Source organism: Parabacteroides caecihominis (genome assembly GCF_023656785.1).
GTDB classification, from domain to species: Bacteria; Bacteroidota; Bacteroidia; order Bacteroidales; family Tannerellaceae; genus Parabacteroides; species Parabacteroides segnis.
Genome location: NZ_JAMOKS010000017.1, coordinates 1 through 24,786 on the forward strand (window position 1 = coordinate 1; position 24,786 = coordinate 24,786).

General features: G+C 41.8%; 24 protein-coding genes and 1 pseudogene. 14 read left to right on the forward strand and 11 right to left on the reverse strand.

What is annotated here, in order from left to right:
- Together NBH14_RS15230 and NBH14_RS15235 are read left to right on the forward strand one after the other, a co-directional pair.
- Positions 1-199: pseudogene (locus tag NBH14_RS15230) on the forward strand (flavin oxidoreductase); the annotation flags it as partial.
- 15 nt (positions 200-214) lie between these two features.
- Positions 215-736, forward strand: a complete 522-nt coding sequence (locus NBH14_RS15235; RefSeq protein ID WP_128134256.1) for a DapH/DapD/GlmU-related protein — start codon at positions 215-217, stop codon at positions 734-736.
- 137 nt (positions 737-873) lie between these two features.
- On the opposite strand, the gene NBH14_RS15240 is transcribed toward NBH14_RS15235, so the two are convergent.
- From NBH14_RS15240 to NBH14_RS15270, 8 genes are all read right to left on the reverse strand, one after another.
- Positions 874-1,575, reverse strand: coding sequence for an epoxyqueuosine reductase (locus NBH14_RS15240; protein WP_186960549.1), 702 nt, complete (start codon positions 1,573-1,575; stop codon positions 874-876).
- A complete protein-coding gene (locus tag NBH14_RS15245) occupies positions 1,572-2,699 on the reverse strand; it encodes a GyrI-like domain-containing protein (protein ID WP_186960548.1) in 1,128 nt (375 codons plus the stop codon). The genes NBH14_RS15240 and NBH14_RS15245 overlap by 4 nt, the downstream gene beginning before the upstream one ends.
- 90 nt (positions 2,700-2,789) lie before the next feature.
- A complete protein-coding gene (locus NBH14_RS15250) occupies positions 2,790-3,200 on the reverse strand; it encodes a DUF6463 family protein (RefSeq protein WP_186960553.1) in 411 nt (136 codons plus the stop codon).
- Between the two features lie 64 nt (positions 3,201-3,264).
- Positions 3,265-4,062, reverse strand: a complete 798-nt coding sequence (locus tag NBH14_RS15255) for a helix-turn-helix domain-containing protein (protein ID WP_186960547.1) — start codon at positions 4,060-4,062, stop codon at positions 3,265-3,267.
- Positions 4,063-4,064: 2 nt separating this feature from the next.
- Entirely contained in the window at positions 4,065-4,997 is a 933-nt protein-coding gene (locus tag NBH14_RS15260; protein WP_186960546.1) for a hypothetical protein, read from the reverse strand.
- Positions 4,994-5,179, reverse strand: a complete 186-nt coding sequence (locus NBH14_RS28825) for a GNAT family N-acetyltransferase (RefSeq protein WP_158579658.1) — start codon at positions 5,177-5,179, stop codon at positions 4,994-4,996. The genes NBH14_RS15260 and NBH14_RS28825 overlap by 4 nt, the downstream gene beginning before the upstream one ends.
- Positions 5,180-5,184: 5 nt before the next feature.
- Positions 5,185-5,490, reverse strand: coding sequence for a hypothetical protein (locus NBH14_RS15265; RefSeq protein WP_128134262.1), 306 nt, complete (start codon positions 5,488-5,490; stop codon positions 5,185-5,187).
- Positions 5,491-5,942: 452 nt separating this feature from the next.
- Complete coding sequence (locus NBH14_RS15270; protein ID WP_186960545.1) at positions 5,943-6,305, reverse strand: Arm DNA-binding domain-containing protein; 363 nt, start codon at positions 6,303-6,305, stop codon at positions 5,943-5,945.
- A 435-nt stretch (positions 6,306-6,740) separates the two neighbouring features.
- Between NBH14_RS15270 and NBH14_RS15275 the strand changes: the two genes are divergently transcribed.
- The 4 genes from NBH14_RS15275 (at position 6,741) to NBH14_RS15290 (ending at position 11,454) form a co-directional block, all read left to right on the forward strand.
- Positions 6,741-9,113 (forward strand): TonB-dependent receptor domain-containing protein, encoded by a 2,373-nt coding sequence (locus NBH14_RS15275; protein WP_186960544.1) that lies wholly within the window; start codon positions 6,741-6,743, stop codon positions 9,111-9,113.
- Between the two features lie 378 nt (positions 9,114-9,491).
- Positions 9,492-9,776 carry a LysO family transporter gene (locus NBH14_RS15280; protein WP_186960543.1) on the forward strand — a complete coding sequence of 95 codons (285 nt, stop codon included), beginning with the start codon at positions 9,492-9,494 and terminating at the stop codon, positions 9,774-9,776.
- A complete protein-coding gene (locus tag NBH14_RS15285; protein ID WP_046147028.1) occupies positions 9,766-10,392 on the forward strand; it encodes a LysO family transporter in 627 nt (208 codons plus the stop codon). The genes NBH14_RS15280 and NBH14_RS15285 overlap by 11 nt, the downstream gene beginning before the upstream one ends.
- A 60-nt stretch (positions 10,393-10,452) precedes the next feature.
- The gene (locus NBH14_RS15290; protein ID WP_186960542.1) at positions 10,453-11,454 is read left to right on the forward strand and encodes a M28 family peptidase; all 1,002 of its coding nucleotides are present in this window, start codon (positions 10,453-10,455) and stop codon (positions 11,452-11,454) included.
- 19 nt (positions 11,455-11,473) lie between these two features.
- Here NBH14_RS15290 and NBH14_RS15295 read toward each other — a convergent pair whose 3' ends face one another.
- The gene (locus NBH14_RS15295) at positions 11,474-13,114 is read right to left on the reverse strand and encodes a beta-N-acetylhexosaminidase (RefSeq protein ID WP_250817623.1); all 1,641 of its coding nucleotides are present in this window, start codon (positions 13,112-13,114) and stop codon (positions 11,474-11,476) included.
- A 565-nt stretch (positions 13,115-13,679) separates the two neighbouring features.
- Between NBH14_RS15295 and NBH14_RS15300 the strand changes: the two genes are divergently transcribed.
- Entirely contained in the window at positions 13,680-15,005 is a 1,326-nt protein-coding gene (locus NBH14_RS15300) for a PhoH family protein (RefSeq protein ID WP_007656311.1), read from the forward strand.
- Positions 15,006-15,083: 78 nt separating this feature from the next.
- Here NBH14_RS15300 and NBH14_RS15305 read toward each other — a convergent pair whose 3' ends face one another.
- Complete coding sequence (locus NBH14_RS15305; RefSeq protein WP_186960541.1) at positions 15,084-16,193, reverse strand: family 20 glycosylhydrolase; 1,110 nt, start codon at positions 16,191-16,193, stop codon at positions 15,084-15,086.
- 302 nt (positions 16,194-16,495) lie between these two features.
- A complete protein-coding gene (locus tag NBH14_RS15310; RefSeq protein WP_128135340.1) occupies positions 16,496-16,999 on the reverse strand; it encodes a GNAT family N-acetyltransferase in 504 nt (167 codons plus the stop codon).
- Positions 17,000-17,157: 158 nt separating this feature from the next.
- Between NBH14_RS15310 and NBH14_RS15315 the strand changes: the two genes are divergently transcribed.
- The 7 genes from NBH14_RS15315 to NBH14_RS15345 are packed head-to-tail and all read left to right on the forward strand — an operon-like array spanning position 17,158 to position 24,657.
- Entirely contained in the window at positions 17,158-17,748 is a 591-nt protein-coding gene (locus NBH14_RS15315; RefSeq protein WP_007656315.1) for a hypothetical protein, read from the forward strand.
- 1 nt (position 17,749) lies between these two features.
- Positions 17,750-18,619 (forward strand): DUF2764 domain-containing protein, encoded by an 870-nt coding sequence (locus NBH14_RS15320; protein WP_186960540.1) that lies wholly within the window; start codon positions 17,750-17,752, stop codon positions 18,617-18,619.
- 2 nt (positions 18,620-18,621) lie between these two features.
- On the forward strand, positions 18,622-20,379 hold the full coding sequence (locus NBH14_RS15325; protein ID WP_186960539.1) for a V-type ATP synthase subunit A: 1,758 nt from the start codon (positions 18,622-18,624) through the stop codon (positions 20,377-20,379).
- Between the two features lie 8 nt (positions 20,380-20,387).
- A complete protein-coding gene (locus NBH14_RS15330) occupies positions 20,388-21,707 on the forward strand; it encodes a V-type ATP synthase subunit B (RefSeq protein ID WP_186960538.1) in 1,320 nt (439 codons plus the stop codon).
- Between the two features lie 2 nt (positions 21,708-21,709).
- Positions 21,710-22,333 (forward strand): V-type ATP synthase subunit D, encoded by a 624-nt coding sequence (locus tag NBH14_RS15335; RefSeq protein ID WP_028729162.1) that lies wholly within the window; start codon positions 21,710-21,712, stop codon positions 22,331-22,333.
- Entirely contained in the window at positions 22,330-24,150 is a 1,821-nt protein-coding gene (locus NBH14_RS15340) for a V-type ATP synthase subunit I (RefSeq protein ID WP_186960537.1), read from the forward strand. Before NBH14_RS15335 ends, NBH14_RS15340 begins: the two co-directional genes overlap by 4 nt.
- Positions 24,151-24,204: 54 nt before the next feature.
- Positions 24,205-24,657: an ATP synthase subunit C-like protein gene (locus NBH14_RS15345; RefSeq protein WP_007656321.1), complete on the forward strand. Its 453-nt coding sequence runs from the start codon at positions 24,205-24,207 to the stop codon at positions 24,655-24,657.
- Positions 24,658-24,786 lie beyond the last annotated feature (129 nt).

Here is a 24,786-nt window from a genome sequence, read left to right on the forward strand (position 1 = left end):
GAAGGATTATAATCCAGAAACTTGTATTTTGCGTGGCGAAATAATAAACGTAAGTGTAGACGAACGTGTTCTCGACGAAAACGGAAAAGTAGATGTATCCAAAGTGTCTCCTATTATATTCGACCCGTTCAATAACGATTACCTGGAAGTGGGTAAAAAGGTAGGTAATGCCTTTTCGGATGGAAAGAGATTGAAATAAGGAGTAGCATTATATATGAAAGAAATAAGAATAGACTGCGCACACCAGAGTGAGGCGGAGCTTGCTTTGGCAAAAGAACAGGCACAATTGGTATTCCGCCTGAACCATACTATGCCGATGACGGACGAATATGATGGGCTGCTTCATCGTCTTTTTCCAAATATGGGGGAAGGCAGTCGTGTGAATACCCCGCTTACTGTCATTCGTCCCCATGAGGTGAAGATTGGCCGCCATGTCGTTATAATGAATGGTTGCCTGATGATGTCTGCCGGTGGTATTACGATTGACGATGATGTTCAGATAGCCGCCAATGTACAACTTATATCGAATAATCATGATCTTGACAATCGCTCGATTATTACTTGTAGACCGGTACATATTTGTAACAGGGCATGGATAGGGGCAGGGGCTACGATCCTTCCGGGAGTTACAATCGGTGAGAATAGTGTTGTAGGGGCGGGCAGTGTTGTGACCAGGGACGTAGAACCGAACACGATTGTGGCAGGTAATCCCGCCAGAGTAATTCGGAAGATTTAGATTTTTCGATTATTGGTATGATAAAAATATAAGAATAAAAAAACGGAAGAGAGATCAATCCCTTCCGTTTTTTATTCTTGTGAACCCTTGTTTGGGCTTCTTCTACTTGTTATTCTTCGTTTGTCACTTGTAGAAACTCAGACAATATTCCTCTTTATATATGTTTGTGTTTTGGGACAATGCACAAGGCATTTCAAACAGGTACTGCATCCATGTATGTTAACGATTTCATCTCTTGAAACAGATCTACTCCAAACTTTACCTTTAAGGACTTTTCTCTCGCAGATCTTGACACAAGTAATGCAATTTCCGCATTTTGGAGATAGAGGTTCATGCAATACCGTTTCCAGTGGAGCATCAGTTAAAACCGTACCGAGACATTGTGCTGCGCCATATTCAGGAGTAATTAACAGGTTGTTTTTTCCAATCCACCCTAATCCGCCAAGTAGTGCAACGGTTTTATGGGGTAATACTGATTTTTTTGTTTCATGATCGAAAACGCTGTCGGCCACTAATCCTGTATCGGATTGCGATATGGCTTTATACCCCTTCCCGGTGATGAACTTGGCCAATTCGTCTGCTATTTCTCCCGCCTTATGTTCGGTTTGCGAATATTCATCATCGTCGAAATTGTAATTATCCGCTATCCGTGCTTGTACGTAGTCGGGAATATTAAATACCATTTTAGCATATTCTGCGGTTAGCGGAAGTGCAAAAACAATGGCGTTCGGGAGTTGTCTGTTTTGCTTTTCGTCTAAATGCGATATACTGACAAAACGTATCAGTTCTGCTCCTTGATTTTTTAATTCGTTTTCTATCTCTTGGTTTAAGTATTTCATGTTTCTTTTTTTGTAATAGGAATATAAATATCTGTTATAAGTTCCGAAGCCGGAGTTTTTTGGGGAGTGTTGATGTAAGTCTCAAAGGTGAGCTGTTCTCGCAGGGTATAATCGCTTGTCGGCAACCAGTCAAGATAAATATGACAGTACACCTTATTCAGTTCATGATAAAACCCTTTGAAACGAAAGATTGCATATTCTCCCGCATGAATTTCATAAACGCCAAAGCCTTTCGGCGCTTCAAATGATTGCGGCAATGTTACCCCAATCATAAAACGACTTTGTTCTTCAGGCGTGATATACGGATAATCGAGAGTCAAGTTCACGTATTTACATCCTTTTGAAGACAATTCATATTTTTCGGAAAATTGTAGCAACTGCTTCCACAAAACAGAGTAGCTATGACTGACATTATTTGTTCTTTCCAATTTCAAGTATGCGATTCGGATACCAGATATTTTTTCAATACTTGGTTCAATTCGTATCGGATTTTTCCTTTCGGGATTGACGTTTGAATGCTTTTTGCGAAATTCCGGAATGGAACAATTGAAATAACTTTTGAATGCCCTCGAAAGTGTGTGTTTGTTCTGATAATTGATTTGATCGAGAAGCTTCGGTACACTTACGTCAGTTGTTATTAGCTTAAATGCAATGTACTCTAATCTCAGTCGTTGAATGTAAGTTCCCATATTTTCGCCACAAACAGCCTTGAAAAGCCTGCGAAAATAATATTTGGAGATACCTGCAACATACGATAGCTTGTCGGAATCAAGGTCGTCAAACAAATGGCGGTTGATATACTCCTGAACTCTTATAATCAAATCATATTGTACATGAGCCGTATTGATCTTTTGTTTCCATCTCTTGATATTTGGAAGTCGTTTGGACATCTCCGCTCTCAATTCTTCCGACGTGAGGTTGACTCCTGTCTCTTTATAATATTCTTCGGGGAAAAGCCCCCAAAGATAAATGAGATAATCCATTGAGAAATCATAGAGTTTAACCCCGTTATGCAAACAATAGTCGCAATACTCCACATTTTGGCTTGCCTTAAGATTTGTATAATCTATGTCTAAAGGGATTCCACACGTTTGGCAATATTTTGTTTCAGCATTGATTTTCATAAGCTTTTAATTGTTGAGTGCAAAGTTAGTCAATATGTTATGCAAAAAGTTACCATAAATAGCCTTCTTTTGTTTTTTAGCTGCAAGAATCTATTTTTTGTTAGTTCTTAGCTGTGATTTCCTGTATTTATTTAATGTTTCCATTTTCTTATTTGCAGTAATTATTATCAATGCTTGCGGCAAAAACAGCCAAAAACCGGAAATCGGCTCTATGATACATCCAACCACAGCAAACGCCAAAATACAATACCCCAAAACCAGAGGTGCGGGTTTCTGCTCTTTTTTGATATAGCATTGGAGTGTTAGCCCCCAAAGAATAAGTATAATCCCACATACTAAAAACCAAAGGGCGAAAGCACGGCTGTAACTGTCATCTGTGGAGTTTATTAATCCATCTTTTATCATGTCCGTAAAGTCCTCTTTCCCAAGTAATAGTGCATATACTGTGTGGATTACTCCTGTTATAACAAGAAATGTCCCACTGTATTTCCAAAGTTTCATATTTTCATTCATTGTCATAGATAATATTTTATTAATGTGCTTTTATAGTCTTTATTACTTTTTCTTATAGTTCTGATGGAGTTGTGTTTGCCAAATTTTTAGCTTCTTTTACAAAATGGGAAAAGTCGGTATATCCCAATTCGTCGTATAAATCATAACTACCATTTGCACGATAGTTCTTCAATGCAGTTTTAAAGCGTAAAGCTTTAAAGCATTGTTTGGGTGATATACCTAATACTTCTTTGAAATATCTATTGAGTGTAGGATTTGACACACCAACTTCCTTACTTACTGTGTTCAATTTGTAATTACGGTTAGTATTGATATAGTAAATTGTTTTTATTACAGTGTTGAGTTTGAAATCAGAACTAAAGATTTTCATATTACTTAAAATCCAATTCTCTACAAACTGAACTCGCTCGGCAAAAGAGCTTTGCAATTTTAGTTCGTCTATTACTTTTTGATTTAGATACTTTTGCAGAGACAAATGATTATCCACCAAAGTTGAAATATCTTTAGATAAACAGGAGTACAAAACTCCCGGCTTGAATTTTATTGAAAATTCATGGGTTCCGGGAGCGTGTATTACAGTGATCGCTTCTGTTAAGCTACCAGATATCTTATCACCCGATGTATCAATTATACCATGTTCACGATGTGCTTTGAATGTCTGACTACTATCGGAGATATAAATTGAAACTAAGATATTAGCATTGGGCAAAGCCACAAGTGAAAATGGAGTTATAGAATTGTTAGGAGTACATATTTCAAAATAATACTCAACAATATCCTTTAATTCAAAACAAGGATATTTAATCTCTACTTGTTCTTCATCTTCAAATATGACTTTACTCTTTACCATGTTTATTTAGTTAGGTGATATAATACCTGAATACCAAGCCCGAATGTCATCATTCGCTCTTTTTTGTTGGTTAATAGCTGTTGTGTCCAATCAAGCAATCCACCGTCAGCAATTTCAATAGTATTGCCGCCGATCACTATTTGCTGCTTTATTCTGAAACCATGATAATAGTTATTATCATGTTCCGGTGCTATAACCAAGACCTCAAGATTACTATTCTTTTCCCGGACATACGATATTGATTCCATTATAAGCGGGCTTTGACTGTCATAACCTTTGCATGGAATAATCTCATAATATATTTTCTCCACACCGTAACTTTTACATATTTCATACGATGTAGTTAAATGTTTTAATAGTTCTTCTTTCTCAAAATTAAAGCTACCAGTATCTCTACCGCATGAAATAAGGGCGAGAACAGTAAAATGAGGAGTGAAATTAGGATTATTAAATACCTGTGTCCTTATTACCCGTGAAATGTTACTGTAATTATAGGTTTTGTTATCTAATTCTCCTTTTTTCTTTAACGATGCGTAATGTAATGCTATTGCATTCGTCGGGTCTGCCTGTACTTCTGTGTTTCTTAAAGAAGTAAGGACTTTTTTCTGATCTACTGTTGCTATAACACTACTTGTCCCAAACTGAGCGACCGGGGAAAGTTCTATGGGTTCAAATCCTCTACCTGCTATTAATTTATAGCACCGTAATTCATTTTCTTTATATTCTAAAACATCTTCTAATAAGGCGGGCTTAACAAGCTTGTTACCCTCATATTTACTTAGTAAAGACGAGGGAGTTACCTGTTGAACACGCTTGTTGAAAACGTCCAGTAAAACAGTGTTCAGTTCCGACCCGCTTAATTCATCAGACAACACTTTAACTATATCCTGCAAATCTAATTTACTAATAATGTGATCGCCTATATCTTTTTTCATTTTTTCCTAATACTATATAAATGTTCATCAACTATTTGTCCCTCTTTTATAACCGAGGACTTAATAATGGCTTCCTTTTCAAAACCTGTTTTTTCCAAAACTTTCATTGAGCCTATATTATACTCGTAAATTTTCGCATAAATCCTCAATAAGTCAAGTTCTTCAAAAGCAAATTTTATCAATAACCTTACCGCTTCGGTGGCATATCCTTTGCCCCAATAAGGTTCTCCAATCCATATCCAATTTCTGCATTAATACGATATACATCATACTGTGGTATTAGGCTGCAACAACCAACGAATGTATTATTCTCATATATCCCGAAGACGTTTCCTAATGATCCATTTGTAGCTAAATCAAGAAATGTAGTAGCATCTTCAATCTTATAAGGATATGGAAAAGTATCCCGTAAGTTTACAGCGATAGCGTGATTATTTGCTAATTGCTGTATATCCTCAGGTGGAGTTAGGTTTATATTTTGTAATCGTATCATTTCAATGTACTTATTGTTTTTGCAAAGGTAATCTCATATGTCATATCAATAAGTGTAAAAATGAATCAATCTGCTAATTCTATTTAATAGCCTAATCATTAATCCAACTTGTTCTAATAGTTAATCCTGAATTTTATCTTTTAGTTCTTTTTTTAATTCTGATGGAATATTAAGGTATTTCTCAATAGTTGTGCCTATGTTCTTCGCATTTCTTAAATTGTTGTCTATTTTTGGTTTCATTTTTACTATGGATTACGTAATATATAGTCTTCTTGTAGTAATAATCTACAAATTCGGTATTATTCTATCATTTCGGCAATGCTTATTCTACAATGATTCAATAGATTGCTTTAAACATCTAATCGGTACCCAACCTTCCCTGGTTGAATTTTCCTTTCGACACCATAACCAACCATTTAGGCATCTTGAGCCGATTACTATCTCGTCTTGATTTACTTGCCGACTTTCTTTTCAAATTCTTCATTATGCTCTTTGAATAGTTTTAGAAGTGTGTTTTTAGCAATATCAACTCCCATCACTGCATTATCAACTTTCTCAGCAGAAACATAGCCTTCACGATGGAATATCTTATCGTATTTGGCTCCAATGTTACGCATCCATTGATCAAGGACATTATTAATTTGTTGCGCATAACTGTCTTTCCCCTTTACTCTCATCTTAACCTTATCCCATCGTGCGGGATCAACACTAAGTTTTGCACTTCTTGTTTTGTCTGCACCATCAACTGTGATACGTATCATGATAGGTACAGTTCCATCTTTTTTAGGTGCGTTCTTTTTTAAATAGAATAGCACGGTGAATGTCGACTTTTTTCTTCCATAATTACACTGCTTTTTTTTAAGTGATAAAAATACTGTTTTTCTCTCTAAAAAGAGCCATGAAAATCAGTGCAAAACTATGAAATCGTTACCTATTTAATGTGTTGATATGCTGTGTGTTACCTATTGTTTTTTTAGGTAACGATTTGAACCTAAAAAAGGTAACGATTTGGTAACGATTAAATGTCCAAATCAGGCTTATTTTAGGCTTTTCAAGGCTACAATAGCATTTAGTGGAAAAATGCTATTTGGCTGTAAAATAGCGTATTACCGTTTCGAGTACCTCATTTTGCTTTGATTTTCACTATTTATTCCGATAAGACTAAATAACACTTCATAAGCCAACGATAACATAGTTTCTTGACATAACCTCTTTTCTTTGCAGTATAGGAACTGATAAAGCAAACGGATATGAAAAGAATACTTTACTATGTGATACTTATCCTGATTGGTGGTAACGGGATGATGATGGCTCAGAATGGTTTGATTCATGGGAGAGTGACGGATATGGAGAATAATCCGGTTGACGGCGTAGCCGTTGTTCTCCAGACATTGGATTCGGTTTATGTGGATGCGGTGATAACGGACAGTCTGGGTAGTTTTAACCTGGACCATGCGGCGGAACAGACATGCCGGCTTTTATTCCAACATCTATTATATGAACCATTTCAGTTGGAGGTATCCGGGGAAGATGCCGGAACTGTCCGGCTGACTTCTAAAAACTATGAACTGGATGGCGTGGTTGTTAAGGCGGAGCGTCCGCAGGTGAAAGTAGAGAACGGGGCTTTGAAATATGATGTTCCCCAATTGATGAAAGATAAATCGGTCAGTAATGCCTTTGAAGTTGTAAAACAATTGCCGGGTATTATCGGCGGCTCGGATGAGATACAGTTACTGGGAGCCGGTTCCCCGCAAATCATTCTGAACGGGCAGTTGACAACTATGTCGGTAGACCAGCTGATAACCATGCTGAAAAGTATCCCTTCTTCACGGGTGAAAAATGTAGAAGTGATGTACAACGCTCCCGCTAAATATAATATCAGAGGCGCGGTAATCAATGTGATTCTGGACAAGGGGACAACTGACAGCACAGCCTTACAGGGAGAAGTTGGCGTCGATTATCTCCAAAAACATTATGCTTCGGGCAAGGCACATGCCAATTTGTTGTATTCGACTCCTGACCTGACCGTAGACTTTCTGGTGAATGGTAATAAAGGACGTTATTTCGAGGGGGAAGATATTATGGCAAGGCATACCTTGGAAACAGGGGTGACGGAAATCCATCAATTCGGACGAGGAAACGGTCATATAAACAGCGGAGATATCCGATTGGGTCTGGACTATAAATTCAAAAATGAAGATAAGTTGTCGGCAGCCTATTCCTTAGGAGGCAATAGGGTGAAAAAGAACCGGACAGCCAATACCTCCTTTTCTACACCTGAAAACTCTGTCCCGGAAGAAGAGCGTTTCAGTCGGACTACCGGAGAAGATAAGATTACTCTGCACAATATCCGCTTACAATATGACGGTCATAGCGGTGTTACAGCCGGAATGGATTTTACCAACTACCATTCGCCTTCTTTCCAGAATTTTCTGGAGAATCGTGGTGAGGAAACGCTGACTGATATGCAGAACAATTCCAAACAGGATATTTCACAATGGGCGTTATTTGCCAACCATACACACACTTTTGCCACCGGGTGGACACTGAATTACGGTGTCCACGGTGGTTACACTTCCTCAAAGACCTATATCGATTATCTGTATAATAAAGGGAATGGTTACGAACCGGACCCGGATTTACTGGAGAACAATTTGCAGAAAGAATATACAGCCAATGTCTTTGCCGAAGTATCCAAAAATTTCGGAGAACATTTCTCGGCAACAGCTTCTTTGAAAGGAGAATATTTTAAATCGGACTATACTTCCAACGGCAAGAAATCGACACTTTGGAATGATTGGACCTTCTTCCCGAATGCCTCGTTGAGTTATCTGTTTACACCGCAGCATATTTTGCAGCTGAATGTGAACAGCAATAAAACATATCCGTCTTATTGGGAGATTACACCGCAGGCTACCCCCATAAACTCTTATTCCGTAGTAATGGGTAATCCGGCTTTGAAGCCTTACCGTTCCTATCAGGGGCAGTTGCTTTATATCCTGAAGCAAAAATATACTTTCATGGTTTTTGCCCAGTATGAACCGGATTATTTTGCCCAGTTGCCTTATCAGAGTTCAACGGAATTGAAGAATGTGTTCCGTTACGAGAATATGGATTATAACCTGGTTGCAGGAGTAGGAGCTGTTATCCCGTTCCGCATCGGTGAATTCATGAACAGCCAGTTTACGGCACAGGGCATCCGGATGCAACAGAAGCTGGACCATTTTAATGATATTTCTTTTGATAATAGTAAATACCTGGGGCAGTTCTTCCTGAATAATACATTTACTTTGTCAAAGTCACGTCCGAATCTGAAACTGGATTTGAACGGTTATTATATCACCGGAGCCGTGCAGGGAATCTACGATTTGGGTTCTGTTTATAATGTTTCAGCCGGTTTGAAATGGCAGTTTGCCAATGACAAGGCAACGGTTCTTCTGAAATGTGACAATATCTTCCGGAGCAATCTTCCTAATAAAATCGAAATTAATCAGGCAAACCAATACAGCCGCCTGACTAAGATTGACGATACCCGTTGCCTGACTGTTTCCTTCATCTGGAAATTCGGAGGGTATAAGAGTAAAGAGCATGATAAGGTGGATACTTCCCGGTTTGGAAAATAATATCGGTAGTCCTGTTCATTCTAAAATCTCATGTGTCCGGCTTGTCATTTTGATAGCCGGACACATGAGAATCTGCTTTATAGACCTGCTGTGGGTATCAATTTGGTATATTGAAATTTTGTTTTTATCTTTGCGCCCGAATTGGACAAAGCATTTGAATATGAATAAAATTTATACAATAAATGATATAAAGAAACAGAATGCCCTCGTGACGTGTGGTATTCCTGTTGTGCATGTCCATTGGTTCAGTGGTTTTATCTAAATAATATTTCCTTTCTTCTCCGGCATCAGTTTTCCGGAGTTTTTATAACCATTCATTTTTATTAATAACGTATCGCGGGAGAATCCTTATTCGTCCGTGTTAAATTGATTATACATATGTTTATAGTTTTATGCCTGTTATGCATAGGGACAGGTGCGGGCTGTCTGTTCCGTCGTGCTCATAGTTTAAGGAAATTGGAAAATACAATCTCTTATACCATATTCGCCATGTTATTTGTTTTCGGCATTACTATCGGGGCAAACAAAACCTTAGTGGATAATATTGGTGATTTTGGTTTGCAGGCGGCGTTGCTGGCTGGTTGCGGTGTACTGGGAAGCCTGTTGGCCTCTTATATTGCATATAAATTTTTATCAGAGAAAGGAGACGGTGATGAAAAGTAATCTGATTGTTATATGTTGCTTTTTTGCAGGGATACTTTGTGGAATGTTCGGGGGGGAGGAACTGGCTGCCTATTGTACAAAATTACCGACATGGTTATTGTATGCGCTTATTATCCAGGTCGGATTGAATATAGGTTCTAACGGAGAGATGGGAGCCATGCTGCGGAGCGTACGGTTGTCCAGTCTTTTACTGCCATTGTTTACGATATTAGGCACATTGCTTTTCTCAGCGATAGCAAGTGTGCTGCTGAAGACCTGGAATGTATATGATTGTATGGCGGTTGGAAGTGGATTTGCTTACTATTCTTTATCGTCGTTGCTGATTGTACAGTTCAAGGAGGCTTCTGCCGGAATAGAGATTGCCACACAGTTGGGAACTATTGCTTTACTGGCTAATATTATCCGGGAGATGATGGCTTTATTCGGTGCGCCGGTTTATGCCTCTTTATTCGGGAAGTTTGCTCCGGTGTCTGTTGCCGGCATCAACTCGATGGATGTCTGTCTGCCCGTTATCAGCAGGTATTCGGGAAAAGGGATTGTCCCCATTGCTATTATTCATGGAATCATCCTGGAGATTAGCGTTCCGCTATTGATATCGTTGTTTTGTAAGTTATGATTTTGATTTTGGGATATAATTTATAGCTTTGTGGTTAAACAAGCTTAATCCTTTAAAATTATGCGAATAAACAGTTTAGCGGCCTCTCTCTTTCTGCTCATTATTATCGGTGGGTTCTCATGTAAAAATAAGAATACTGGAAATGTTTCAGAGGGAGAGGAAAAGCCCGGATTGGAGGTCTCTGTTCCCGATTTCAATGCGGATAGTGCTTATTCCTATATTGTCGAACAAGTTGCTTTCGGACCACGTGTACCGAATACGGAGGCACATCGTCATTGCAGTGATTATCTGATTGCAGGTCTGAAACGTTTTGGGGCAACGGTGCAGGTACAGGAAGCAATGCTTACAGCTTATAACGGTGACCGTTTGAATGCCCGTAATATTATCGGGTCATATAATCCGGATAATCCCCGGCGTATTCTGCTTTTTGCGCATTGGGATACGCGTCCCTATGCCGACCATGATCCAAATCCTGACAAATGGCGTGTTCCCATTGACGGTGCGGATGATGGGGCCAGTGGAGTAGGTGTCCTGCTGGAAATATGTCGTCAGTTAAGCGGTCAGAATCCGAATATCGGTATCGATGTTATATTTTTCGATGCAGAAGATTATGGTACTCCCCGTTTTATAACTGAAAACAGTCCGGAAGAGAGTTGGTGTCTTGGTTCACAGTATTGGTCTGCCAATCCCCATGTGACTAATTATCGGGCGGATTATGGGATATTACTTGATATGGTGGGGAGTCGTAATGCAACCTTCTTCAAGGAAGCAACTTCCATGGAATATGCTTCTCAGATTGTGGAGAAGGTTTGGGAGGCTGCGCGCAATCTCGGCTATGGCAAGTTCTTCTTTAATGAACCGGGAGGCGGTGTGCTTGACGACCATACCTTTGTCGTCAGAGGACGTAATATACCCTGTATCGATATTATAAACTATGACCCGGAAAGTTCACACCGCTTTGGTACTTACTGGCATACACATGATGATAATCTGGATAACATAGACCAGACGACCTTGAAAGCTGTCGGTCAAACTGTTCTGGAAGTGATTTATAAAGAATAACTTGCCTACGCTTTTTATTTTATCTCGGAACTATCTCGAACGGAACCCTGACAAATACACCATGTTTCATCAGATTCATCAGATTCGGATACATTCGTTCCTTAAAGGAATCCCAGCTCCGGTGTTCCATCTGTGTCCATCCGGCTTCGGCCAAGGCCAGACCACGCGGGTAGGTCATATAGGTTGCGCGGTTAATGTCTTTTATCGCTTCTCCCCATAATGTCCCGGTAACTCCTATAATGTGTGTCTGTTGAGTGGCAGGCAGTCCATATCCAGGATCGAATTGGTAAGAGGTTTCCAGCGTGGTGACAGGCATTCCCCAGTTGTTGAACTCCGGAAGGTCGCCTTTTAGTTGCGGATAATCCAGATAAGTATATTCACCCGGAGCCATGATTAACGGATTACCATGTTTTGCAGTTAGTTCGATACATTTGGGAGTTAATCCGGCACGCCAGGTGATCAGTGTGGCGTCTTTGGGATAATCGAACAGGTATTCATTGGCCGGCATACGGATATTATCCAGCTCGCACCATAACATCGGTTCTTTTCCGTATTTGCGGACAGATGCCAGTATTTTATCGAAGAAATAATTCATTAACTGCGATTCTTTGGTGTAACCCAGTTGTTTCATTAAATCCTGACAGTGAGTGCATTTGGTCCAGTTCTTTTCGATAACAGCTTCGTCTCCTCCTAAATGGATTTTGGAGGAAGGGAATATATCGGCTATTTCTTTGATGATATCGTCATAAACGGTATATACTTTGTCATTATTGGCACAAAGCATCAGATCGACTGTTTGCCCCATTATTTTCTGAATCGTATCGGTGTGTGTACATCCCAGTTCCGGATAAGTAGCCAAAACTGCCACCGTGTGACCGGGGATATCCAGTTCGGGAATGATTTCTACATTTCTGTCGGCTGCGTATTTGATGAAGTCTTTCAGTTGTTCTTGTGTATAGAAACCATTGTCGGGCCCGTTGGAGCCGGTCTTCGGATTGCGGAATGCCCCGATCTCTGTCAGTCCGGGGTGTTTTTTGATTTCAACACGCCATCCCTGATCATCAGTCAGATGTAACTGCAAAACATTGTATTTGTATTTTGCCATCTGGTCAATATAGAATTTTACATCTTCTACAGGAAGAAAGTGCCGGGCAGGGTCAAGCATCAATGCCCGGTAATTATAGCGGGGTTCGTCGTCGATACGGATAGGAGCGATTTGATTGTTCGCTGTGTTGCATACATCTCCCAGTAATATCTGATCCAGTGTTTTCAGTCCGTAAAAGAGGGCAGCATGGCTGCTTCCTTTGATCGATAGTTTCTTTTCTGAAATATCCAGCGTGTAGTGTTCTTTTCCTTTTATTGAAGGGTCGAGCTCTATCTCGATAACAGAATTACCGGATGTGGAAGGAGTACCGATGTCGGCAACCTGTCCGGTTCGTTCGCCCAGAATACGCTGTAGTTCAAATAAACAAAATGCTTGTTTGGGCAGATTGGTTTTAACGGTTGTCCGGGGAGTAAGGACGAAATTCTTTTTACCTGTCATCTGTTCGATTTGATTAGGCAGAGGCAATAAAGCCGAAATATTGCTCTGTCCGAAAGAAAGTGTCGCCGCTAATAGCAGTAATGACGTAATTTTGAGTTTCTTAGTATTAAAAATCATACATCTTAGGTTATTTTGTTATTAAAAATCAGATCTTCGGTACAAAGATACATAACGAGATTAATTATCCCGGCATCTTATGAATCTTTCGTTGCCAATGAATACGATGCAAAGATAGGCAAGCCTATTTTATAAAAGAACCCAATGGCTCCCAACGGGACTCAACGGGCACATACGGGCACTTTTTTCTTTTATTCAAAAAAACAATTGTTTTCAGTTACAAATACAACTGTTTTTGAATGCAAATACAATTGTTTTTGTGTTTGAATACAATTGTTTTTTCAGAGCCGGAAGGTTACAAAAAAATAAAATCCTTTTTATTTATTCTTATATATAATGTAGGGAATTGACAGCCTTCAGGCAGGATGTGGTGTAAAGTATTGAATATGAGTGCGTAAGACGTGACAACCTTCAGGCATTTTGTTTAACTCCTGATTTTTAGCTGGTTACGAAATTCGCACAAAACAAGAATAAATTGGTCTTGTGCATTTATTTTCCGTTTTAAACCAAACAAGTTCCAAAAATGTTTTTAACTTAGAAGCGATAATCTTTAAATTGAAAGATCATGGGAGCAAAGAAGAATTTTGTACTCGACACCAACGTTATCTTGCATGACTACAAGTGTATCGAAAATTTTCAGGAGAATGATATCTATCTTCCTATCGTCGTGTTGGAAGAGTTGGATAAATTTAAAAAGGGGAGCGACCAGATTAATTATAATGCCCGTGAATTTGTGCGCGAGCTGGATCTGATGACCAGTAACGATCTCTTTTTGAAAGGTGCCTCGTTGGGACCGGGTTTGGGAACATTACATGTCGTAACAGGTGACAAATACCAGGAAAAGATAGCTTTGTCTTTCCCGGACAGGACGCCTGACCACCGTATCTTATCCTGCACGCTTTCCGTTGCGGAAAAGACGCCTAAGATGCAGACTATCCTGGTTACGAAGGATGTCAACCTGCGTATGAAAGCCCGTGCATTGGGTATTCAGGTGGAAGACTACATCACGGATAAGGTAATCAATGTCGATATCTTTGAACGTGCTCAGGATACCTATGAAAATATAGATCCTGATCTGATCGATAAGATCTATTCAACCCCTGACGGACTGGATGCGGATTTGTTCGAATTCAAATCTAAACTCGAACCGAACGAATGCTTTATATTGAAGAGTATACGGGCTTCTGTTTTAGCTCGTTATAATCCGTTTACGGGAAAGATAAAGAAGGTGGAAAAGAGTTCTAATTATGGCATTCAACCCCGTAATGCGGAACAAAGTTTTGCTTTTGAAATTTTGAATGATCCGGACGTGAAACTGGTTGGACTGACGGGTAAAGCCGGAACAGGTAAGACCTTGCTGGCACTGGCTGCCGCACTTAAACAAGCCGGACTTTATAAGCAAATCTTGCTGGCTCGTCCGATTGTGGCGTTGGCAAATAAGGATATCGGATTCCTGCCGGGAGACGAAAAGCAGAAAGTAGCTCCTTATATGCAGCCTCTGTTCGATAATCTGAACGTGATAAAGAACCAGTTCGCTCCCGGAAGCCAGGATGTCCGTAAAATAGATGATTTACAAAAGAATAATCAGTTGGTCATCGAGGCGTTGGCCTTTATTCGCGGACGTAGTTTGTCGGAAACATTCTGTATCATTGATGAAGCCCAGAATCTGACTCCACATGAGATCAAGACGATTATTACCCGTGCCGGAGAAGGAACAAAGATGGTATTTACCGGTGATATCCAGCAGATCGACTCGCCGTATCTGGATGCCCAGAGTAATGGTCTGGCCTATATGGTCGACAAGATGAAAGGGCAGGAGTTGTTTGCCCATATAAACCTGATCAAGGGTGAACGTAGCCAGTTGTCTGAGTTGGCTTCGGATCTGTTATAAGAGTATTATAAAATAAAAAATATCCGTGTATGTGAGAATGCTCAGTACACGGATATTTATTTTCTAAGAGGATTTCTTTTATTTGCTCATCGACTTATAGGCGCCAATCAGTTTTTTGATAGTGACCACATCCGATACCTCCTGCTGCTCACTTTCCGGTTTGTAATAGTTTTCCAGAAAACCGTCGGCGCCTGACCATACAGTCTCGATAATACCCTGGAAACGGTTGCTCATTTGAGAACCGGATTGCTGGCGGAAACGTTTCATATCATCCAATTGTTTGAGGGCAACTTCCGGTTTTCGCCAGGGACAAGTGGCAACGTCAAATCCTTTCATGGCAAAATAGACAGCCGTTTGTTCCGGACGTTCGTAATGCCAGTCGCAAATGAAAACTTCTTTCGGGATAAGGTCGATGGCACGATACGTATTGTTCATACTAGCTTCCCAGGCACCGATACCGGTTGTTTTGCCATCTATCAGGCGATCGCCCCATATCATTAACCGTTTTCCCTGTTGAGCTAAGTGATTTTGTATTTTGGTTACCTCTCCGGCATATAATTCTGCTTTATCGCGTCCGCTGCAACGAGGACATTTATCATCTCCGATATAGAAAACTTCATCCATACCGGCATGAAACAGATCGGTTTCAAATGCGTCCGTCAGTTCATCTACCAAAGCGAATACAACTTTATGCACATCGGGGTGAAGAGGGCAGTAACTTTTGCAGTATAAACCGTCCGGGTTAGGCCATCCGGTATAGTTTTTCGTATCTACATGCGGTGTTTCATCAAATTCGGGATATTCGCGGAGCAGGGCATAAGTTGTTTCTGCCCATGACTGATGCCCGAGCAGGTTTATCTGCGGTGCTATCCGTATGTTATGTTTCCGGCAGGTGGCGACAATTCGTTTTACATCTTGAAGTGTAAGCGGATTGGGATCACGCAGTTCCGGATGAGACTCATAGGCATAATTCCAGTCAACCCGGAGAATGAGCAGGTTGAAATGTCCGGGAGCAAGTTCTTCTTCGATAAACTTCAGGAAAACATCCATTTTCTGCACAGATGGGGCTGCTATTGCCAATCCTCTGACAGGAAGGATACTGTCTAACCTGTTTACACTTGTTTGTGCGAAAATGCCGTTAGTTGTTATGCAAATCAAAAGGCATGCGATTGTGATGAAGTGTTTCATGGAATTCAAGTATTAAATTGTAATGTAAATATGGTTTGTAACTGATTGTAATTTAGTACATTTCAAAGATAACTCTTTTGAATTTAACACACAATCATTCCCCTTGAAAAAAGATAGGACTTTTGATTTTAAAAGTCCCTTATTTTGAAGTTAAAGGTCCTGTCTTAACATTTGTAAAGTCCTATGCTTTTTTTCAGGAGGTTCTTTTTTCAATTGTTCATACTATATTGGCTTGCCGGAAAGGTGTGGAAGCCGTAATGGAGTTAAAGGAAATAAAGTTTACTTACTAAGTAAGTTTTTCTCTAGTTTGCCACTTCCATCCGCATAATATAATCATTCATATAATAACCGTTCCCAATGTGAAAATCGCGTGTTGCATGTTCATGGAATCCCATATGTTTATAGAAACCGATAGCCGGGTTCTCGCGGTTCACATTCAGTTCGACGGTAAACGGTCCTGGATGGATTGTCTTCAGGTAAGCAACTCCCTGTTCGATGATAAAACGTCCGATGCCAGAACCATGTAAAGAAGGAAGCGAATAGATTTTTTGGAACTCATACAAGTCTTTCTCAACTGTTTCGATAGACAGGTATCCGGAAGGTTCTCCGTCCTTGTAAATGATAAAGAACTCATGATGAAGTTCGTCCATTTGATTGAGGATACTTTCCGGGGCATACATCATCTCAAACATATAGTCGAGTTGCTCACGGGAGAGGATAGAACCATAAGTCGGCTCCCATATTTGGGATGCCAAGTTTCTGATTAGCAGACAGTCGTCTGTAGTAGCTTTTCTAATTGAGAACATATAATGCGATTTTTAGACCAACAAAATTAAAAATTAATTTATAGTGTTTCATTTTTTAGATTGATTTTACATTTATTTCAATGATTATTCACGAAAAAGAATAACTTTGTGGGCGTTTAATTTCCGAGAGAAATACAACTTAATAAATATATTATAAAATGGATACAAAGATTCAGGAACTGACCGACAAGATCTACAAAGAAGGAGTAGAGAAGGGGAACGAAGAAGCCGGACGGATCATTGCCGATGCAAATGCTCAGAAACAAGCGATTGTCAGCGAAGCGGAAGCGGAAGCAAAACGTATTGTTGCAGCGGCACAAAAACAGGCTGCCGAGCTGAAGAAAAATACAGAAGCCGAATTGAAGCTGTTCGCTACCCAAGCCGTAGAAGCGCTGAAGAGCGAAGTTGTGAACCTTATAACCGGAAAGATTACTTCCTCGAATGTAAAAGCGATCGTTTCTGATACCGCTTTCATGCAGAAAGTTATTCTGGAAATGGCTAAAGAATGGGCTAAGAAAGAAGCGATCACGATCCAGACTGCCGATGCGGACGCATTGACCAAATATTTCGAGGCAAATGCCAAATCATTGCTGGACGGCGGCGTAAAGATCGAGAAAGTAAGCGGAAAGAATGCCGGCTTTACTATTGTTCCTGCCGACGGTTCTTATAAAGTAAGTTTCGGGGAAGACGAATTTGTTGCATTCTTCAAAGAATTCCTGCGTCCCGGGCTGGTAGAAATGTTGTTCTGATATGAGTAAATATTACTGTCTGATTGCCGGACTCCCTAATATATCATTGGATGATAGTAAACTGACCTATTCCGTTTCTGACTTCAGAAAGGAACTGGACGGCATTCTTACGTCCCGTGATAAGAAGCTGGTAGACTTGTTTTTCCTCAAATTCGATAATAAGAACCTGCTGGCTTTTTCACAGCGGCCGGATAGCGACCCGGACGAGAAGGGATGTGTTACATACGACGAGTACAAGAGTCTGTTTGATGCTTTGAAAGACGGTGAAAAGCCGCCGAAGAACAAACGGATCCCTCCTTATTTCATCGAGTTCTTCAAACTGTATCTGGATAGCCTGAAAAAAGAGGAAAAACAGACGATCTCCTGGGAGGACCGCTTGGCAGCCCTTTATTACGACTATGCAATGAAATGCAGCAACGGCTTTATCCGTAACTGGTTTGAACTGAACCTCAATATTAATAACATGCTGACTGCTATTACCTGCCGTAAGTATGGATTTGATAAAGCAGACTATATAGTGGGACACAACGAGGTGGCCGAAGCTATCCGTACTTCCAATGCCCGTGACTTCGGACTGGGAGATACGGTGGACTACCTGCCCGACCTGCAACGCATTGCTGAAGAACCGGACCTGATGGCCCGCGAAAAGAAAGTGGATTTGCTGAAATGGAAATGGCTGGACGATAATACGTTCTTCAAAACTTTCGACATAGAAAGTGTGTTCGCCTACTTGCTGAAGCTGGAAATGATCGAACGCTGGGTTACCCTGGATAAGGTGACGGGCGAGAAGACCTTCCGCGAAATAGTAGGAGCAATGAAGCATGGTAGTGAGAATGCGTTGGAAGAATTTAAAAGAAACAATAATAAATAATTATGGCTACGAAAGGAATTGTAAAAGGAATCGTATCCAACCTGGTAACCGTAGAGGTGGATGGGCCGGTTTCTCAAAATGAAATCTGTTACATTTCCGTAGGAGGCGTGAAGCTGATGGCGGAGGTTATTAAAGTAATAGGGAAGGATGCCTTTGTTCAGGTATTTGAAAGTACACGTGGGATGCGTGTAGGTGACGAAGCCGAGTTTGAAGGGCACATGCTTGAAGTAACATTGGGTCCGGGTATGCTGTCGCGTAACTACGACGGTTTGCAGAATGACCTGGATAAAATGGACGGCGTGTTCCTGAAACGTGGTGAATATACATTTGCACTGGATAACGATAAACTGTGGGACTACAAACCGCTGGCAAAAGTGGGTGATCAGGTGGCCGCAGGTGACTGGCTGGGCGAAGTGGACGAAAACTTCCAGCCGCACAAGATCATGGTGCCTTTCACGTTTAAAGGAACTTATACTGTAAAGAGCCTGGTGGAAGCCGGACAATATACCATTAATCAGACAATTGCCGTTCTGACTGACGAAGATGGTAAGGATATCGATGTGAATATGATACAGCGTTGGCCTGTGAAAAGGGCTGTTACCTGTTACAAAGAAAAACCGCGTCCTTACAAATTGTTGGAAACAGGTGTCCGTACGATCGATACGGTAAACCCGATCGTAGAAGGCGGTACGGGATTTATCCCCGGTCCGTTCGGTACGGGTAAGACCGTGCTTCAGCACGCTATCTCCAAACAGGCCGAAGCCGATATCGTTATTATCGCTGCCTGCGGTGAACGTGCGAATGAGGTTGTGGAAATCTTCACCGAGTTCCCCGAACTGATCGACCCGCATACAGGACGTAAGCTGATGGAACGTACCATCATTATCGCCAATACTTCTAACATGCCTGTGGCTGCCCGTGAAGCATCTGTATATACAGCGATGACATTGGCAGAATACTATCGTAGCATGGGATTGAAAGTGTTGCTGATGGCTGACTCCACTTCCCGTTGGGCACAGGCGTTGCGTGAGATGTCCAACCGTCTGGAAGAACTTCCCGGACCGGATGCGTTCCCGATGGACTTATCTGCTATCGTGGCAAACTTCTATGCCCGTGCAGGTTTCGTTGAATTGAACAATGGAAAGACAGGTTCGGTAACCTTTATCGGTACGGTATCGCCGGCCGGTGGTAACCTGAAAGAACCGGTAACAGAAAATACGAAGAAGGTTGCCCGCTGTTTCTACGCTTTGGAGCAGGAACGTGCCGACCGCAAACGTTATCCGGCTGTGAACCCGATCGACAGTTATTCGAAATATCTGGAATATCCCGAATTCCAGGAATATATCGCCAAGCATATCTCTCCGGAATGGATCGACAAGGTAAACGAGATCAAGACCCGTATGTTGCGTGGTAAGGAAATCGCTGAGCAGATCAACATTTTGGGTGATGACGGTGTACCGGTGGAATACCATGTTACTTTCTGGAAGTCAGAATTGATCGACTTCGTAATCCTGCAACAGGATGCTTTCGACGCGATCGATGCTGTGACACCGCTGGCTCGTCAGGAATTTATGCTGGATAAGGTGGTGAAGATCTGTCATGCGGAATTCCGTTTCGACACCTTCCTCGAAGTAATGGAATATTTCAAACAGATGATCAACGTCTTCAAGCAGATGAACTATTCCGAATACGAAAGCGACCAGTTTAAGAAGTTCAACGATCAACTTGACGCCCTGCTCGCAGAGCGCATGGAAAAATAACAGAACGTATGGCAACAAAAGCATTTCAAAAAATATATACGAAGATTACCCAGATCACGAAAGCTACCTGTTCGCTGAAAGCAACGGGAGTTGGGTATGACGAGCTGGCTTCCGTAGACGGCAAGCTGGCACAGGTGGTGAAGATCATCGGCGACGAGGTTACGTTGCAGGTGTTCTCCGGTACGGAAGGTATCCGTACGAATGCCGAAGTAGTATTCATGGGCAAGGCGCCTACGCTGAAAGTAGGCGACCAGTTGGCCGGACGTTTCTTCAATGCGTATGGTGATCCGATCGACGGTGGCCCTATCCCTGAAGGAACGGAAGTGGAGATCGGCGGTCCGTCGGTAAACCCGGTTCGTCGTAAACAACCGTCTGAACTGATCGCTACGGGTATCGCCGGTATTGACCTGAATAACACGTTGGTAACCGGTCAGAAGATCCCGTTCTTCGCTGACCCTGACCAGCCTTTCAACCAGGTAATGGCAATGGTAGCCCTGCGTGCCCAATCGGATAAGATTATCCTGGGTGGTATGGGTATGACCAACGACGACTACCTGTTCTTTAAAAATACATTTAGCAACGCCGGTGCACTCGACCGTATCGTGAGCTTTATCAATACAACCGAAGACCCGTCCGTGGAACGTATCCTTATTCCGGATATGGCACTTTGTGCGGCTGAATACTTCGCTGTACAGAAGAACGAAAAGGTATTGGTACTGTTGACTGACATGACCAACTATGCGGATGCTTTGGCAATCGTATCGAACCGTATGGACCAGATTCCTTCGAAGGACTCTATGCCGGGTTCGTTGTATTCTGATTTGGCAAAGATCTACGAAAAAGCAGTACAGTTCCCTGCCGGCGGTTCTATCACCATTATTGCGGTAACAACTCTGTCGGGTGGCGATATCACGCACGCTGTGCCTGATAATACCGGTTACATCACCGAAGGTCAGTTATACCTGCGCCGCGATAGTGATGTCGGTAAGGTTATCGTCGACCCGTTCCGAAGCTTGTCACGTCTGAAACAGCTGGTAACAGGAAAGAAGACACGCGAAGATCACCCGCAGGTGATGAACGCCGCCGTCCGTCTGTATGCTGATGCTGCCAACGCAAAGACAAAGATGGAGAACGGTTTCGACTTGACAGACTACGACAACCGTACGCTTTCTTTTGCAAAGGATTATTCAGAAAAACTGTTGGCTATCGATGTAAACCTCGACACAACCGAAATGCTCGACGTGGCATGGGGCTTGTTCAGCGAATACTTCAAGCCGGCTGAAGTGAATATCAAGCAAGAGTTGGTAGACAAATACTGGAAGAAATAATTATGGCAATAAAGTTTCAATATAATAAAACCTCTCTTCAGCAACTGGAAAAGCAACTGAAGATGCGCGAGCGTTCCCTGCCTACGATCAAGAGCAAGGAAAGTGCGTTGCGTATCGAAGTGAAGCGTACCAAGGATGAAGTGACGAAATTGGAACTTCAGCTGGAACAGGAGATACAAAGCTACGAGAACATGGTGGCTTTATGGAACGAGTTTTCTCCCGAACTGATCGCAGTGAAGGATGTAACGCTTTCCACAAAGAAGATTGCCGGTGTAATCGTTCCCGTCCTCGATGATATTGTCTTCGAGATCGGACATTACAGTCTCTTTAATTCCCCCGCCTGGTTTACCGATGGTGTCGAGCTGCTGAAGAAGTTGGCACGTACCGGGATAGAAGCCGAGTTTTCGGGAATGAAGCTGGAGTTGTTGGAGCATGCCAGGAAAAAGACTACTCAGAAAGTGAACCTTTTTGAGAAGGTACAGATCCCTGGCTATAAGGATGCGATCCGGAAAGTGAAACGATTTATGGAAGACGAAGAGAGTCTGTCCAAGTCGTCACAGAAGATCATGCGGGCTAATCAGGAAAAGCGTAAAGCGAAAGAACAAAAAGAGGAGGCTGGCGTATGATAGTAAAGATGAGTAAATATGCCTTTATGGTATATCATAAGGAATATGATACGTTCCTGGCACAACTGCGCGAATTGGGTGTTGTGCATGTGAAGGAAAACAAGTCTATTCTCGATAATGCGGAACTTCAGGATATTCTTGCCTTGCGTAAACGTATCAATCTGTTGATGCGCTATTTCAAGGGATTGAATGCAGCAACTAAAGATGTTCAATTGGCACCGGCTCGTGAGCTGGATAAGAAAGCCGGCTTGAAATTGTTGCAGAAGATAGAAGAATTGCAGGACAAGAAAGTGCAGCTTCAGTCTGTAAAGGCATCTCTTGAAAAAGATATTGCCTATATGGAGATCTGGGGTGATTTCAGTTGGGCTAACTTCAATCGTTTGAAGAAGGCCGGATATGATATTACGTTCTGGACTTGTCCGACCGCTAAGTATGAACCGAAATGGGGAGACGAGTATAATGCTGTGTTGATCAATAACTTCCAGTCGGTTACTTATTTCCTTACTATAACGAAAGTCGGAACTCCGATTGATATAGATGCGGAACGCCCGAAGATGCCGGACAGAGGTTTGCAGAAACTGAATGCGCGTCTCGATCTGTTGCAGCAGGAAATGAAAGCATTGGATGCCGAAATAAAAAAACTGGCTGCATCCGATTATAATACGCTTGACCTGTTCGATAAGAACCTGCAAAACGAGTTCAATCTGTCGAATGTATTGGTGCAGACAGACCGTCAGGCAGGAGAGAAGCTGATGTTGCTGGAAGGTTGGGTTCCGACCGAGAAAGCGCAGGCAATGGAAGAAGCGCTGGAAAAGGATAATTATTTCTACCAGGCGCAGGAGATAGAAGAAGGCGACAAGGTGCCTATCCTGTTGAAGAACGGAAAGTTTGCCAAACTATACGAGCCGATCACGAGAATGTTCTCTTTGCCTAACTATGGCGAGTTCGACCCGACACCGTTCTTTGCCCCGTTCTTTATGCTGTTCTTCGGACTTTGTTTCGGTGACGGCGGATACGGGTTACTGGTAATGCTTGTCTGTACGATCCTGAAACGGAAAGTCAATCCGGACTTCAAGCCGTTCCTGAGCCTGTTCCAGTATCTCGGATTGGCGGCACTGATCGTCGGTACGTGTACAGGTTCGTTCTTCGGTATTGCTTTGGTCGACATACCTGCTTTTGCTTCGGTAAAAGACTACTTTGTATCGAGCGATAATCTGATGACGTTCTCTATCATTATCGGATTGGTGCAGATTCTGTTCGGAAAGACAATTGCTGCGTTGAAGATCATGTCTCAGAAAGGGAAGAAATATGGTATTGCACCGCTGGCATGGGTGTTCATTATCTTGGCATTGTGTCTGGTATTCGGCTTGCCGATGCTGAATGTACAGTTGCCGGAAATGGTGAAGAATGTATTTCTGGTAATAGCCGGACTTGGACTGCTGGTTGCTTTCCTTTACAATACACCGGGCAAGAATATCTTCCTGAATTTCGGTACAGGCCTTTGGAATACCTACAATATGGCTTCCGGGCTGTTGGGTGATACTTTGTCTTATATCCGTCTGTTCGCGATCGGTCTGACTGGTGCGATTCTGGGTGGCGTATTCAATTCGCTGGCTGTGGATATGACAGAAGGCCTGAACGTAGTATTACGTGTGATTTGTATGCTGCTGATCCTTTTGGTCGGCCATGCGATCAACATCGGTCTGTGTACCATCAGTTCGCTGGTTCACCCGCTTCGTTTGATCTTCGTGGAGTATTATAAGAATGCAGAGTTCGAAGGCGGTGGTAAGGCGTACGAACCTTTTAAGAAAGCATAAACAAAACGTGATTTAAATAATAACAAAAGAATAATTAAACAAACAAATTTCATTATGGAACCAATTTTATTAGCTTATCTGGGTATTGCGTTGATGACAGGTTTAACCTTTATCGGCAGTAGTTATGGTGTAACAATCTGCGGTAACGCAGTAGTAGGAGCAATGAAGAAGAACCCGGATGCACTGGGTACTTATATCGCATTGAGTGCGTTGCCTTCTTCACAGGGTTTGTACGGATTCGTAGGTTATTTCATGATGCAGAAATTCCTGGTTGAGAGCATTACAATGTTGAATGCAACAGCTATCTTCGGTGCAGGTCTGGTATTAGGTTTTGCAGGTTTGTTCTCTTCTATCCGTCAGGCAGAAGTTTGTGCAAACGGTATCGCCGGTGTAGGTGCAGGTCACAACGTATTCGGTGCAACAATGGTTATGGCCGTATTCCCTGAGTTGTATGCAATCTTGGCTTTGCTGGTTGTTATCCTGATCGGCGGAACTCTTCCGGTATAATCATTAGTAAATAACAATATTATTATCCCCTGCTTTATCGACCGATAGAGCAGGGGATTTTTTTATTCTTTCATTTGAAAAACAAAATATTTATATACTTTTGCATGAAAGCAAGCAAACAGTATAACA